11 protein-coding genes are annotated in these 15146 nt (G+C 74.0%); all 11 read left to right on the top strand.

The window, feature by feature from the left end; translation table 11 throughout:
- Positions 1–91 precede the first annotated feature (91 nt).
- The 11 genes from ACWGKU_RS22710 to ACWGKU_RS22660 all read left to right on the top strand — a co-directional run bounded on the left by ACWGKU_RS22710 (position 92) and on the right by ACWGKU_RS22660 (position 15134).
- Complete coding sequence (locus ACWGKU_RS22710) at positions 92–1678, top strand: NHL repeat-containing protein (protein ID WP_401054486.1); 1587 nt, start codon at positions 92–94, stop codon at positions 1676–1678.
- Positions 1678–3219, top strand: a complete 1542-nt coding sequence (locus ACWGKU_RS22705) for a hypothetical protein (RefSeq protein WP_452178679.1) — start codon at positions 1678–1680, stop codon at positions 3217–3219. The genes ACWGKU_RS22710 and ACWGKU_RS22705 overlap by 1 nt, the downstream gene beginning before the upstream one ends.
- Positions 3220–3273: 54 nt before the next feature.
- Positions 3274–3669, top strand: coding sequence for a hypothetical protein (locus tag ACWGKU_RS22700; RefSeq protein ID WP_452178678.1), 396 nt, complete (start codon positions 3274–3276; stop codon positions 3667–3669).
- Positions 3666–3842, top strand: a complete 177-nt coding sequence (locus ACWGKU_RS22695; RefSeq protein ID WP_401056713.1) for a DUF6760 family protein — start codon at positions 3666–3668, stop codon at positions 3840–3842. Before ACWGKU_RS22700 ends, ACWGKU_RS22695 begins: the two co-directional genes overlap by 4 nt.
- A 1898-nt stretch (positions 3843–5740) precedes the next feature.
- Positions 5741–6172, top strand: a complete 432-nt coding sequence (locus ACWGKU_RS22690; RefSeq protein ID WP_401054724.1) for a phage tail protein — start codon at positions 5741–5743, stop codon at positions 6170–6172.
- 35 nt (positions 6173–6207) lie between these two features.
- Positions 6208–6945: a CIS tube protein gene (locus ACWGKU_RS22685; RefSeq protein ID WP_401054726.1), complete on the top strand. Its 738-nt coding sequence runs from the start codon at positions 6208–6210 to the stop codon at positions 6943–6945.
- On the top strand, positions 6942–8657 hold the full coding sequence (locus ACWGKU_RS22680) for a VgrG-related protein (RefSeq protein WP_452178677.1): 1716 nt from the start codon (positions 6942–6944) through the stop codon (positions 8655–8657). The genes ACWGKU_RS22685 and ACWGKU_RS22680 overlap by 4 nt, the downstream gene beginning before the upstream one ends.
- 51 nt (positions 8658–8708) lie before the next feature.
- Positions 8709–9155 (top strand): GPW/gp25 family protein, encoded by a 447-nt coding sequence (locus ACWGKU_RS22675; RefSeq protein ID WP_401047200.1) that lies wholly within the window; start codon positions 8709–8711, stop codon positions 9153–9155.
- Positions 9152–11290 (top strand): hypothetical protein, encoded by a 2139-nt coding sequence (locus tag ACWGKU_RS22670; protein ID WP_452191542.1) that lies wholly within the window; start codon positions 9152–9154, stop codon positions 11288–11290. Before ACWGKU_RS22675 ends, ACWGKU_RS22670 begins: the two co-directional genes overlap by 4 nt.
- Positions 11287–11820, top strand: a complete 534-nt coding sequence (locus ACWGKU_RS22665) for a phage tail protein (RefSeq protein ID WP_452178675.1) — start codon at positions 11287–11289, stop codon at positions 11818–11820. The genes ACWGKU_RS22670 and ACWGKU_RS22665 overlap by 4 nt, the downstream gene beginning before the upstream one ends.
- Positions 11817–15134, top strand: a complete 3318-nt coding sequence (locus tag ACWGKU_RS22660) for a putative baseplate assembly protein (RefSeq protein WP_452178674.1) — start codon at positions 11817–11819, stop codon at positions 15132–15134. Before ACWGKU_RS22665 ends, ACWGKU_RS22660 begins: the two co-directional genes overlap by 4 nt.
- The last annotated feature ends 12 nt before the right edge of the window (positions 15135–15146 follow it).

Genomic DNA, 15146 nt, shown 5'->3' with positions numbered 1-15146 from the left:
GGGTCCGACCGGTCGGACCCCGCCCCCTCGCGTGTGTCGCCGCCGGATGGCGGCCGCCGGGCCGAAACGGTTGGGGCATGAGGCTGTTCGCATGAAAACTTCCGAGGTGTCACCGCTGCTCCGCGCGGCGTCGACAGCGGTTCTCCTACAGTGGCGCTGCCCGCCGCGCCACCCGGGTGCGGAATCCACCCTTCAGGCCAACTCCCCTTTTCTGTTGGCCGGTTCGAGGAGAACCTTCATGACCAATTACCCACCGGAGACGCTGCTGAAGGGCACTCCGGCACCGAAGCCCCATTCGATCACCCTGGGCCCTGACGGCAACCTCTGGGTGACGACGCACAACAAGAGGCTCATGCAGGTGGATCCGGATAATCCCGAAGCCCAGGACAACAAAGAGACGGCAGGTCTGCTCTCGGCGGGCATCGTGATGGTCCCGGAGGGAGGCAACATCCTCTGGTACGCCTCGCCCGCCCACGAGCAGGACTATGATCCCATCTACGAATGGGACGTCGTGAAGTGCGCCGAGACCAGCCAGCACAAACTCGACGACGACGCCCGGGCCCAGACCCTCACCTGGGCGGTGCTGACCAAGGAAGTGAAGAGGCTCAGCGCGACCATCGACGGCAGCGGGGAACACCTCGACGAGGTCCCCTACGCCTGGAACCCGTCCGTCGTCCCGGATCCGGGGGAAAATTACAACACCCCGATCTACTACGTGTTCTTCGCCGAGCCGGTCCACCGCCGGGTCGGCTACGTCAAGGTGGGGGAGGCCGGCCAGCCCAGCACCCACCAGCTTCCGAACGGGGACGACTTCGACACCTGGCTCTGGTCGGTGGCCGTCAGCGTGGACAAGACGGTCAACAACTACACCTACTGGGCCACCGGCCAGGTGTCCACGACGGGCAATTTCCTGCGGAAGAAGAACGGCCTCTACACCTTCACCCCCGGGCAGTCCGGCAAGCCCTGGCAGCGCATTCCACTTCCGGACCCGGATCCGAACCAGAACTCGCAGGTTCCCATCCACGTCATCACCGACTCCACGGCTGTCTGGGTGGGTACGCGAAACCCGAACCGCGTGTGCCGGTACGACATCTCCGACGGATCGTGGACCTCCTCGAAGACCCTGGACCACGAACCCCGGCAGCTGGCCTTCGGGCCGGACGGCAATATCTGGGCCGCGGCCGCCGGCGCCATCTACTGCTTCAAGAAAGACCCGGGCGTCACCACCCTGCCGAGCCCCGACCTGGACAAGGGCAGTGAGGCCGAAGGCCTGTTCGTCGACGCCGAGAAGAAGCAACTGTGGTTCACCGACCCGGCGAAGTGCTCGATCGGCCAGTACGCGATCAAAGTTGCCACCGCCGCCGCGGAACTCGTGGAGATCAAAGAAGGCGCCGCCACCACGTCCGACAAGAACAAGGTCGTCGACATTCCCATGATCGCCCAGTACGTCATCGACGGGCATGACACCCCTGGGATCCCCATCACCTGCAGCATCGACAAAGCCAGTGGTGCCACGTTCGTCCAGGGCAGCGGCGGCCTCGTGCGAGTCGTCCACACCAACCAGCGCGGTGTCGCCCTCTTCCCGAGGATCAGGACCGCCACCAAGGACGTCACGCTCATCATGCAGTACTCGGCAGCCGAGAAGGCGGTCTCGAAGACCCTCACGGTGAAGCCCTGATGACCGCCAACGCCCACAGCCTCACCAAATCGGCCCACCCCGCTGCCATCGCCTACCACCCGGGGGACGGGACGATCTGGTTCGTCACGCCCGACGCGGAGTTCGGCTCCTTCACCCCCTCCGGCCTCTACGAGAGCCAGCTCTTCGCCCCGATGCAGACCGGCCGGAAGACCCGCACCCTGGCCCTGGCCGGCGGTCTGGCCTGGACGTACGCCACCGATTCCGAAGCCGGCTACGTCGTCACCTGCACGGCCGAGGGCGCCTACACAGACCGGAAGAAGCTCGAACCGGCGACTGCCGTGGCCATGGCCGTCGGCGCGGACAACCACGGTGCCCAGCGGGTCGTCTGCACCCGCGAGGGAAGACGCGACCTCGTCCTCGCGGACAGCGGAAAGGTCGCCACCTCCAAGCCCCACACCCATCCGCTGTACGGGCTCGCCATCGGCACGAAGACCCCCGCCACGTACTGGCTGAGCTGCCCCGAGGCCAAGACCGTGGTCAGCTACGACGCCGCGACGGGGAAGTTCGACGGTTCGCCCGTCACCCTCCCGGACGACGTGGTGCCGCAGCACCTGGCGATCACGGAGACCGGCGGCGACTTCCTGTGGATCGCGACCCACCAGTCCACGATCCTCCGCCACGACCTGCACGACGGGTCTTTCCTGCCCGTCGACACCGGGAAGGTGGTGGACCGGCTCTTCCCGATGGCCGACGGAAGCCTCTGGTTCACCATGCCGTCCGCGGGCGCGGTGGGCTACGTCCTGCCGGGGCGGACGGAGGCGAAGTACGTCCCCTTCGACTCCGACACCCGCCCGTCGGGGATCGCCGCGGACGGGCACGGCGCCCTGTGGGTGGGCCTGGAGGGCACGAGCGAGATGGCGTCCCTGTCCAAGTACCGGATGACCGTCCTGTCGGGCGAGGACCAGAGCGCGCCGGTCGGCGGGACGTTCCCCGACCGGCTGTCCGTCAGGGTCACCGCCCTCGACGGCACCGGGCACCAAGGGGCCACGGTGACGTTCACCGTGCGGGACGACCAGGCGCGGTTCCCCGGTGACAAGGCCACCGCCACCGCGACCACGGGCACGGACGGCAGGGCGACCAGTCCTTCGCTGACGGCGAGGAAAGCGGGGCCGAAACCCTGCGACGTGGTCGCCGAATGGAAGGACGAGGGCCTGCTCGTCCCGTTCAACGGCATCACCGTGCGCCCCGAGGCCGGACCGGTCGACCACCTCGTCTACCTCTCGGGAGCGGGCCAGTCTTCGCTGCCCGGAGAGGACTTCCCCGAGCCGCTCCGGGTGCGGGCGGTCGACGCCTTCGGCACCCCGGTTCCGAAGGTGGACGTGGCCTTCCGCGTGACGGACGACACGGTCTCCTTCAGCGGGAGCGCGACCGCGGTGGTCCGCAGCGGCACCGACGGGGAGGTCGAATCACCCGTGCTGACCGCGGGCGACGAAGCGGGACGAGCGGTCGTCGAGATGTGGCCGACGAAGGCCGCCGCCGGTCTCGTCGTGCACGAGTACGTCCATGACCCCGTCGACTGACCCCGCACCGCCCCGCGCCGGGCGGGGACGGCGCCCCGACCCCCGGGAGGGACCATGACCCGCACGGCCGCCGGGCTGCGCACCGAATTCGACTTCGAACTGCCGCACGGCTACGTCGGGCCGGACGGCCGGGTCCACCGCCGGGGCCGGATGCGGATGGCCACGGCCCGCGACGAGCTGGCCCCCCTCGTGGACCAGCGGGTCCGGGAGAACCCGGCCTACCTCGGCATCGTGCTGCTCAGCCTGGTCGTCACCCGGCTCGGCGACCTGCCGGACATCCACGCCGGAGTGATGGAGGAGCTCTTCGCCGCCGATCTGGCCCACCTCCAGGACCTCTACCTGGAGATCAACGGCGTCGGCCCCGACCACCGGGCGGTGGCGTGTCCCTCGTGCGGTGCCCACTTCGCGGTGCGCGAACCGGCCCCTGGTGGGCGCCTGGGGGAACCGTGAGGCGCTCGGCGCGCCGGACCCGGGAGGAAATCGCGTACCTCGCCCACCACTTCCACTGGTCGTACGCGGACCTCGTCGGTCTCACCCACGGCGAACGGCGGTCGTGGGTGGCCGAGGCCGTCCGGATCAACACCTCGGCGACCGGGCGGGGAGCACCACCGTGGGGCGGCTGAGGCGGGCGCTCTCAAGTCTGCTGGGACGGCTGCCGGAAGCGGCCCGTCCGGGGGCGGCGGCCATCCCGCCCCTGGGCGGGGACCGGTCCGCACCCGAAGGCCGCACGCTGGTCCGGGCGCTCCCGGTGCCGGTGACCGACCTGGTGTCCTTCCGGGACGGCCTGGCGGCCTGGCGGCCCGCACCGCTGGTCACCGCGGCCTCGACGCTGCTTCCGCGAGCGGTGCCGGTGTGCGTCCGGCGGCCCGTGCTTCCGGTCGTGGGCTCGGAGGTCGCGGCAGACGGCACATGGCCACCGGACCTGATGTTGCCGCCCCCTCCGTACGTCGAGGTCGTGCCGGGGAGCCCGGAGTACGTACCGTCCCCGGCGGCGGCCGGGGACACGACGACGCAGTCCGCTCGCGTCGGTGCCCGGCCCGCCGCCGACCGCGGGGCCGGGAATCCGGTCCGTGCGGCGCTGCGGGCGATGGGGGACCGCCTTCGCCGCCGGGACTTGCCGACGGCTGGTGGCCGAAGGTCCATCGGGCCTCGCCCGGTGGCGCAGGCCCCCGTTCCCGGCGCCCCCGCACCGCCCGCCCACCGGCCCGCGGCCCCCGGAGCGCCGACCAAGCGCCGGATCCTCCCGCCCTCCTGGTCCTTGCCGTTGACGCGCCGTCCTCGCCCGGCCGCTCCCGGGCCTGTCCCCGCGGCCCCGCCCAGCCCGGCATCGTCCGGGCGGGCGGCACCGCCGCGGCCGGTGCCGCCGGTCCCGTCGAAGGGGAACCCGGCGGTGCGGTCGACCGTCGTGGGGCCGACGGACCCTCCCTCGACTCACGGCCCGGCCGGCGGCCCCGCCCAGCCCGTCACCCCCCGGTCGGTCACCCCCCAGCCCGTCACTTCCCCGCCCGGAGGCGGGGCCCGGAGCGCGCGCCCCGGTGCCGACGGGCGGGAGCGGCAAGGACCGGCCGAGGCGCACAGGCCTCGGCCGGAGCCGGTACCAGGGCTCCCCTTCGCCCCGTTCGTTCCAGTTCCAGCGCCAGTTCCAGGGCCAGGACCGGTCCGTGGCGTGGACAGCGCCCGGACGGCTGCGCCCGACCCGGCTCCGGCCGGCGGCCTGCCACCGTCGCAGGAGCACGCCCCGGCACCCGGCACCGGCCCGGCGCCACGGTGGGCTCCCCCCGTTGTCCGCCCCGGCAGTTCACCCTCGACCAAGGCCCCGACACCGCGCCCGGCGGCGTTCCGGTACGGTCCGGCGGACCGCGAGCACGCGCCCGAGCGCGACGTGACCGGACGCCCGCCACTGCCGCCCGGCGCGGCGGCTGCCGTCGGAACGCCGATGGACCGCCTGCCCCTGACCGCGGTCCCCTTCTCCCCGGCCCGCACGGCGCATCAACCTCCGGCCACGGACGCCCCTCGGCAGCACCTCAGGGGCGACACCCGATCCGGTGCTCCACCGAGCCCCCCGGACCGGCGGCCGTACTCCGAGCCCGGCCCGGGCCCCGCCCGCGCCGCCGGGGCGGCCCACCCGGCAGCCGCGGCGGGGCCGTCCCCCGGTCACGGGCCGCAGACCTACCGCACCGACCTCCCCGCGGCTCCCGCCGCCGTGCCGAGGAGTCGTCCCGACCGGCCCGATCCGGCGCGGGAACGGCCTCCCGGCTCTCCTCCCGGTGGTCCTTCCGGCGCCGCTCCCCCCGTGTCCGGGGCCCTGGTCGCCGAGGTGGTCAGGCGCATCGTCCAGGTCCACGCGGACGTCCTGGCCGGGCCGGCGTCCGGCCACGGGGAGGGCCGGCGCCCGTGGTCCGAACCGCCGGGCGGGCACGCGCCCTGGGGCGGCGACCGCCCCCCGCGGTGATCCGTCCCGCCCCATCCGGCCCACGAACCGGCCCAGCCCGAGTCCCGCCCACGCCCCGGAGCCCCTGCCATGAGCGACCAGCCGTTCGCCGTCACCTCCCTCTTCCAGCTCTCCATCGGCGACCACGCCCTCGGGTCGTTCACCTCCTGCGACGGCCTGGGCTGCGCCATGGACATCGAGGAGCGGGCCGAGGGCGGCGAGAACGGTCGCGTCTGGCATCTCCCGACCCGACTGAGGTACACCAACGTGGTGCTGGGCCGGCCCCTGAACCGGCAGACCACGCTGGTGTGGGCGTGGCTGCAGCTCCAGGTCCTCCAACCGGTCCGGATGCGCGGCCAGATCGTCGCGCTGGGCCCGGACCGCCGGCCCCTGGTGCGGTGGGTGCTGGACGGTGTGCTGCCGGTGCGCTGGAACGGCCCCTCGTTCACCGCCGACGTGTCCGAGCCGGCCAGGGAGACGCTGGAGATCACCCACGACGGATTCCTGGACGTCACCGTCTGAGCCCGTCCCGCCGACCTGTTGCCGAAGGGAGACCCATGCCCGCCCTGCCGCTGCCGGGTACGCCCGTCCGTGCCGTTCTGGTGATCTACGAGCCGCCGGCCGACGAGGGCGGTTCCGTCGGACGTGAGCGCGACCGGATCACCCTGCAGTTCAACCCGGACCGCGTGTCGCTCGACAAGCAGGCCCACTGGGACCGCAGCGCTCCCTCGAACGCCCCCGCCGGCAGCCCGCAGTTCGTGTACTCCGAGCCGCGGACCATGACCCTGGAGGTGTTCCTCGACGCCCCGGGGCCCGGGAGCGGGGTGGAGAAGGCGACGGAGAAGCTGCTGGCCTGCTGCACCCCGGCGGTTCAGGCCGCGGCGACGGACACCGCGTCGGCACCCTGGGTGCGCCTGGAGTGGGGACACGGACGCAGCACGGCGTTCCTCGCCCTGGTCACCCGGGTCGGCGTGACGTACACGCGTTTCTCCACCGACGGGAGGCCGCTGCGTGCCGAGTGCTCGCTGGTCCTGGAGGAGGTCGGCGGCCGCACCCCCCGGCAGAACCCGACGTCGGGCGGGGACGGCCCGGTCGCCACCCACCGCCTGGTGGCCGGGGACAGCCTGGCGAGCCTGGCGTGGCACACCTACGGCGACGCCACCTGCTGGCGGGCCATCGCCCGGGCCAACGACGTCGACGACCCGGACCGCATCCCCGTGGGCACGGTGCTCGCCCTGCCGGTCCTGGACACCACGACGGGCGCACCGACGGCGGACGTGGGCGAGGGCCGGTGACCAGGACCCACCAGGCGCGCCCGCTGATCGAGGTCCAGGGGCAGCCGCTGCCGGACCAGTGGGAGAGCCGGCTCGTGGACCTCGTCGTGGAGAGCGCCGTCAACACGCCCGCCACGGCGCGGCTGCGCTACAGCGACGGCAAGCACCGGTTCTTCGAGCGGACGGACGTGAAGGTGGGCCGGTCCCTGACGGTCGCCGTGTCGACCGGCCGTCACCGCACCAGCGCACGGATCTTCGACGGCGAGGTCACCGCGGTGGAGGCCTCCCTGGACCGCACCGGAACCTTCGCCATCGTGCACGCCACCGATCGCGGGCACCGCCTGGAGCGGGGCCGGCGAGCGGAGGCGGACGGCCCGAGGACCCTCGCCGCGGCGTTGGAGGAGGCCGCCCGGCGCCACGGCCTGGACGCCGACACCTCCGGTCTCACCGGTCCCGAGATCCCCTACCTGGCACAGCCCAACCTCACCGACTGGGAGCTGTTGACCCATCTCGCCGACGAGCGCGGCCTCCACCTCGCCGTGGACGGCAAGATGGTGACGATGCGTCCCCTGCGGCCCGCCGCGCAGGCCCCCTCGCCCGACACGGGGGCGGACCGCAGCGTGTTCGTCCTGCAGCGAGGGGTGAACCTGCGCTCCCTGCGGGCGGCGGTGTCCTCGGTCGGCCAGGTCAGCCGGGTCCGGGTCACCGGCTGGGACCCGGCCGCCAAAGCGCCGGTGGCCGAGCGGGAACCGGCGCTCTCCAGCCCGGAGGTGCACCCCTCGGCAAGCGCCGGCAATCTCGCCGAGGTGTTCGGCGGCACCCCCGAGCTCCTGGTCGCCGGCCCGTACTCGCTCCCCGAGCAGGCCGGTGCCGCCGCCCGGGCCCTGGCCGACCGGACGGCCGCCGGCGCGATGCGACTGGAGGCGCTGGCCGACGGCGCCCCACAGCTGCGGGCCGGCCGGCCCGTCACCCTGCGCGGGGTGGGGGCGCCGTTCACGGGGCAGTACACGGCCACCTCCTGCCGGCACACCTACGACCGCAAGCACGGCTACCTCACCGAGGTCCGGGTGGACGCGCCGCCCGCGCCGGTGGTGCCGCCCCCGCCGCCGCTGTGCAGCCGGGGCGTCGCCGTCGGCCAGGTCACCGACATTCGCGAGCCCGGGCAGGGCAGGCGCGGCGCCGTCCGCCTGAAACTGCCGTGGCTGTCCGAGAGTTACCAGAGCGACTGGGTCCGCACCGTGCAGTGGGGCGGGCTCGGTGGGGGCGGCGTCTTCGTGCCGGAGGTCGGTGACGAAGTGCTGGTGGCCTTCGAACACGGGCGGCTCGACCGGCCGTACGTGATCGGCGGGCTCTACAACGGCAAGGACGAGCCCAGCCCGGACGACCTGCCACTGGTGGACGCGACCAGCGGGCGGGCGAACCGGCGGTCCATCGCCGCCCGCACCGGCGACCGGGTGGAACTGCTGAGTACCGAGACCGGACCGCGGGGAGTGCGGCTGCGCAGCGGCGACGGCCGGCTCACCGCCCACCTCGACCGGGGGGAGACCAGCATCAGCCTCACCGCCGGCGACCCCGGCCGCGAGGTGCTGGTGCGGCTCGACGGGCGCGAGGGCGGGACGGTCACGGTGGACGCCGGCGACGATGGCACGCTCGTGCTGCGCGGCGGGACCGTGCGCATCGAGGCCGGATCGATCGAACAGCACGCCGGGCTCGGCAACGGCGGCAGCACGTAGGGGCGGGCGCCCCGATGACACCCGCAGGGCCACACGAGGAGGAGCACCGCAGTGGACAGCACACCCCCGACCGCGACACCGGACATCATCGGCGCCGGCTGGAGCCACCCGGCCCGGCTGACCCCGTCCGGGACGGTCGCTCTGGCCTCGGGCGCCCTGGACGTGGAGGAGGCCATCGGCATCATCCTGCGCACCGTGCCGGGGGAACGGCCGATGCGCCCGCAGTTCGGCTGCGACCTGTACCGGTTGCTCTTCGCGCCGCTGGACGCGGGAACCGTGGCCCGCGCGGAGCACGCGGTCCGCACCGCGCTGGACCGCTGGGAGCCGCGCATCACGGTCGAGGACCTGGGCTTCGCCACCGACAGCGAGCGCGAGGGCGTCCTCTACATCGACGTCCGCTACCGCCTGCGGGCCACCAACGAGCCCCGCAACCTGGTCTTCCCCTTTTACACCCTGCCCCAGGAGCCCGTCCCGGCCGCGGCGGGTGGGACGTCGTGACGGCGGAACCCGGGCTCCCCGTGCCCGATCTGGACGACTGGCCGTTCCAGGCGATGGTCGACGCGGCCAAGCGCGCCCTGCCCGGCCGGGCTCCGCACTGGACCGACCACAACGTGTCCGACCCGGGTGTCACCCTGCTGGAGTCCTGCGCGGCCCGGGTGGACACCCTGCTCTACCGGGTCGGTCGGACGACCCCGGGCCAGCGGATGCGGCTGCTGCGGCTGATGGGGATCCGTCCGGCGCCCGCGACTCCGGCCCGTTACGCCGTCCGGCTGTGCTCCCGCGGCGCCCGGACGACGGTGCCGGCCGGCACCCCGCTGACCGTCCCCGGCCGCGGCGCCCTCGTGCTGACCACCGTCCGCCAGGTCACCGTGCCCGCGGCCGACGAGGGGGTGTCGGTGGAGGCGGTGGAGGTGCCGGAGCGGATCAGTGATGAACTCGGAGTCTCCGACGGGACGTCGGGGCAGCGGTTCGCCACCGGTAGGCGGCCGTGGAGCGGACCGGGGGACAGCCCGCCGTACTCGCCGCTGGAGGAGCTCACGGTCGGAGGGAGCGTCTGGCCGGCGGTGGGCGGCTTCGCCCGCACCCGGCCCGATGAGGCGTGCTACCTGTGGGACGAGACCGCGGCCGAGGTGGTGTTCGCCCCCCGGATGCCCCTGAAGGACGGACCGCGGCAGGCCGGAGCGGTACCGGGGAAGGGGGAGGCCGTCCGCGCCCGGTACACCGCCTACCGGGGGGCTCGGGGCCATGTGCCGGTCGGCACCGTGCTGTTGCTGCCGGCGCAGCTGTGCCCGGCGATGACCGCCGTCGTGGCGGCGGTTGTCGCCGACGGGCAGGACGCGCAGGGCTGGCGGCAGGCGGTGGACCTCGCCGGCCTCCAACTGGCCCCGCTGCAAAGGGCCGTGACGGTGTCCGACCACGAGCGGCTGCTGGCGGAGCGGGCGGGACTGGTGGTTCGCTGCCGGGCGACCGCCACCGTCCGGCCGGCGGGCTCCCGGGTCCCCGAGGCGCTGGTGCCCCCCAGGCGGCCGGACACCGTGACGGCGTGCGCCGTCGCCGCGGTCGATCCCACGTACGCCGTGCACTACACCGCCGACGCGCAGGGCGTCCACTGGACCAGGGTGCCGCTGGACCCGGTCTTCCATCCGGGCCCGATCCTGCCGCTGCCTCCTCCGCCCGCGCCCCGGCCGGGGGACGAGGACACGCCGCCGGAGTTCGCCCTGAAGCAGCTCGACGCCGTACTGTTCCTCGCCCCGGACATCCCCCGCCTGTGGTTCTCCGCCGACAAATGCGGGTGGACCGGCGGAGCCTCGCAGCCGATCGGCACGGTCTTCCCCGGGCTTCCCACCGAGTTCACCACCGGGGTGCACGCGGTGACCGCGACGGCCCTGCCCGGCGGCGGGTTCCGGATCTTCCTCTTCCGCGGCGACTCCTTCCACCACCGCTGCTACACGTACGCGAACCAGGTCCTGACCCCGACGCCGGAGCGCGGTGTGCAGTCGCTGATCGCCGAGGCGTTCCCCCAGCTCCCGCCCCGCCTGACCCGGGACCCGAAACCCGTGGTCAGCATCGGCGGAGTCTTCTACTTCATGCAGGGCCCCCGCACCGAGGCCACCGCCTGGCGCAGCGAGAACGCCGCGCTGCGCGTCCTGGTGACCGGCACCCTGCCCGCTCCCGCGGACCACGCGTTGACGGACCGGGAACTCGCCGCGGGGGACGAGGTCGAACAGGCCCGCGCCGTACTGGAGGGGGTGCGGCTGCTGGGTGAGCGGATCAGGGTGGGCCCGCCGGACTACACCGACTTCTCGGTGACCGTCGTCGTCCGCCCCTGGGACGCCACACCCGCCGGACAGGAGGCGGCCGAGCGGGCGGTGCGCAAGGCGCTGTTCCGTTTCTTCCACCCCACGGCCGGGGGCGCCGACGGCAGCGGCTGGCCGTGGGGACGGCTGGTCCAGACCGGCGACGTGTACACCGCACTGGCGGCCGTCGCGGAGGTCCGTGAGGTGGCCGACGCCGCCGTGGAGGACAAGGACGGCGCTGTGCGACCCGTCATCGGCGTGCCGGACAGCGGGCTGGTCCATCTGACCGCCGTCGACTGCACGGTCGCCGACGAGCAGAACGGAGGCAGCCGGTGAGCGAACAGCCCGTCGCCCGGGCCGGGGCATCGGCGCCCCGCCCGCTCGCACTTCCGTCGGTCTACGCCGACGACACGGTGGTCCAGGCGTTCGCCGGCGGCGTGGGCGCGGCGCTGGCGCCCACCGAGTACCTCCTCGACCGCCTGGAGGACGTCTTCGACCCGTGGCTGTCGCCGCCGGACTGCCTGCCCTGGCTGGTCCGGATCACCGGCGCGCGGGTCGAGGCGGACTGGGACGAGGTCCGGCGCAGGACCGCCGTCGCCCTCGCCCCGTGGCTGGACGCCCGCCGCGGCACCCCGCGGGCGCTGCTGCGGGAGGCCGAGGAGATCTACGACTGGCATCTGTCGGTGGACGACCCCGGGGGCGTGTTCACGGGTACGGAAGTCCCGCCGGCCGCCGCCGCGGTCACCGTCACCCTGACCGCCGGCAGCACGCAGAACCAGAGCGCGTTGACGGCCCGGCTCACCCGTCTGGTGGAGGCCCACTGCCCCGCGCACATCCCGTTCCGCGCCGTGGTGGTCGGCTCATGACGGCATGGCAGCCCCCGGCGGGGAGTACCGGAGACCCGGGGAGGGGCACGCCGCTGCCGTACGACCCCGGGACACGGGAAGAGACCACGGGCGCCGCGGCCACCGCCGTCCGGGCCGCCCTGCCGGCCTGGACGGGACAGGACCGCGGCGAGCCGGGGTACGCACTCCTGGAGTCCTGCGCGGACATGGCCCAGGCCCTGCGCGACCGGTTGAACCTGGCCCCCGACCAGCGCCGGGCCCGGATGCTGCGTCTGCTCGGACCCCGCCCGCTTCCGGCCGTCCCGGCCCGCGCGGAGGTGCAGTTCCGGCTCTCCGCCCCCGCCCCGGAACCGGTGGTGATCCCGGCCGGGACCGAGGTGGCGACCCGGCCGGCGGGGGGAGGCGAGCCGGTGGTGTTCAGCACCCTGGAGGGCGGGGTGCTCAACCCGTGTGTGCTGCTGACAGCCGGCGTCTTCGGGGAACAGGCCGCCGGGGACGGGGTCGTCGAGGGCGTCCTGATCGCGCTGGACCCGAGCAGACAGGACCGGTTCGATCTGGCCGGTACCCCGTTCGGTGGGCCGCCCCTCAACCTCAACCTCCCCTACTTCGGTGACTGGCCGTTCTGCACGGACCCCGAACCGGTCCGGGAGGCCCGTCTCCCGGACCTTCGCGACTCGGGGTTCCAGCCGCCCTACCTGCTGGGAGTGCTGTCCGGGGCCGTGCCCGGCACCCGCATCACCCTGGAACTGACCCCGGATCCGCAGGTCCACCTCGTGGACGTGGATCTGTCCGACGGGGTGTGGGAGGCCTGGCAGGGAGACCGCTGGGCCCCGTGCCGGGTCGTGGCACAGGACACCGGCCCCCAGGGCGAGGCGCGGTTCACCCTGGAAATGCCGCCGACGCACGCGCCCGCCCTCCTGGTGGCGCACGCGGCCCCGGTGGACCGGATCCTCCCGGAGGACGGGGCCGGCGCCGTGTGGCGGCTGGCCGACGTCGGTCTGCTCCGCTACCTGCGGCCCCTGGTGTACCCGCTGAAGAGCGTGGTGCTCCGACCGGTCCTCACCACGCTGCTGGCCGCCGTCCAGGGCAGCACGGTGGTGGACGAGGCCTTGGGAACCGCCACCGGCGTGGCCGGTGAGCGGCTGTGCTTCGCGCGGCCGCCGACGCTCCACCCCACCGAACCCTTGGTGATCGAGGCGGAACGCGACGGGCACCGCCGGACCTGGACCTGGGTCGCCTCGCTCGCCGATTCCGGCCCCGAGGATTGGCACTTCACCCTCGTGCCCGGTACCGGACAGGCCGTCTTCTCCGTCGACACGCCCGGAGAACGGGGCCCGCGCCGGCACGGTGCGCCACTGCCCGCCGGCGCCCTGGTGCGCGCACCCCGGTACCGCACCGGAGGCGGAGCCGTGGGGAACGTCGCCGCCCGCACCGTCACCGCACTGCGCAAGCCCCTGCCGTACATCTGCGCGGTGACCAATCCGGCCCCCGCCACCGGTGGCACCGAGGCCGAGTCCCTCCAGGACTGTGCCGTCCGGCGCCCGCTCGGCTCGCCGGTCCCCGAGCGGGCGGTCGTCCCCGGCGACTACGAGGACCGGGCGCTCGCCGCTTCGGCGGGCATGGCCCGCGTCCACCACGTCCGTCCGGCGGGCGACGACGCGTTGGACCCCGCCCACCTCTACCGGCTGTCCGACCCCGCGAAGCTCAGGGTCCGCTTCACCCTCGACGCGGGAACCGACAGCGTCGCCGCGGGCACCGAGGTCGCCACGGCCGACGGCATCGTGTTCACCACCACCGGCAAGGCCGAGCGGGCCGCCGGCCTCAAGGCCGGTCTGGCAGCCCTGCGGCTGGACCCCTTGGCGACGGGCGCCACGGACCCGCTGGCGGTGACCGGCTCCTACCAGGCGAACGGGCCGGTGGGTGGCGAGTTCCGGTCGGGCGGCCGCCTGGTGCTGGTCCTGGTGCACCTGCCGCCCGGCGAACCGCTGAAGGAGCTAACCCTGCGGGTCCGGCCCCGGGACCAGGACCGCACCGTCAAGGCCGCGGACCGGATGGCGCTGTCGGTGTTCCTGCCCCGCACCGGCACCGCATGGTGGACCCCCGACACGCCCGCGGCCTACGCCTGTGACGTCCCGGAAGCCCTCCCCGGCGACGCGACGGTGCTGGCACACCCGATCCACCTGTCCTCGTCGCCGGACTGGCGACCGGACACCCACCCCCCGGCCACCCGGGCCGGGGACGCCGTACCCCGCCACGGGAACTGCCCCGATGACGCGGGGTCATGGCTGGTCCTCCAGATCGACGACCCCCTGGGCAAACCGGCGACCACGTACACGGTGACGGCCGACACCGGGACCACCGCGGAGGTCGAGGCCTCGCAGTACCGTACCGAGAAGGCCGGGTCCCGCCCGGCCGTGCACAAGCCGGGGCAGTACTACGACGGTGTGCTGAAAGGTGCGCTCTGCGATCCCCTGCCGACGGTCACGGTGGACGGGAAGCCCTGGACCACGGTCCCGTCGTTCACCGGAAGGGGCGCGCAGGACACCGTGGTGGTGGTCAACCCCAGCAGCGGCCGCATCCACTTCGGCCCCTCCGTGCCGGACCCGAACAACGTTCAGCGGCAGTACGGCGCGGTACCGGCGGAGGGTGTTCTCGTCTCGGCGGCCGACTACCGCACGACCCTCGGTTCCAAGGGCAACGGCGTCAAGGCGGGCACCGTGAACCGGCTGCCCCACCCGGTGGCCGGCGTGGCCGGGGTCACCAGCACCACCGAATCCGCCGGGGGCGTCGACGGCTACACCGACACCAGCGGCGGAACCCTCCAGGCCGGGGTGCACCTGCGCTGCATCCCCTTCGTCACCCCGGACCGGCGCGGCTGGTTCCCCTTCCACATGCTGACTCCCTCCCAGGACTCCTACGACACCCTCCGCCGCGCCCTGCACGCCCGCCAGCCCCCGGGAGTTCCGGTGTGGCTGAGCCCCCCGGGCTACCGCGGCGTCCAGGTCCTGGCCCGGGTGGTGCCGACCGACTACCTCACCGACCGCGACCGCGCCCTGCTCGGCGAGGCCGCGGAACGCGCGCTCTACCGGTGGTTCGACCCCGTCCGCGGCGGCCCGCAGGGAGCCGGATGGCCGCTGGGCCGCCACGCGTACGCCGGGGAGGTGCACCACGTCCTGGAGGACGTCCCCGGCGTGGGCCGGGCCGACATCGTGCGGCTCTTCGAGGTCCGCCCGCCGACCAGCGCCAACGCGGCGGAGGTGGACGTCGTCGACTGCGGCCCCGAGGAGACCGTCTACTCGACCGGCCACCACGTCACCGTCGCCGAAACCCCCTGACCCTCCCTTCGG

The sequence above is a fragment of the Kitasatospora sp. NPDC054768 genome (assembly GCF_053612025.1).
Note: the sequence above shows the minus strand (reverse complement) of the source record. Positions and strands in the feature narration are given on the sequence as shown.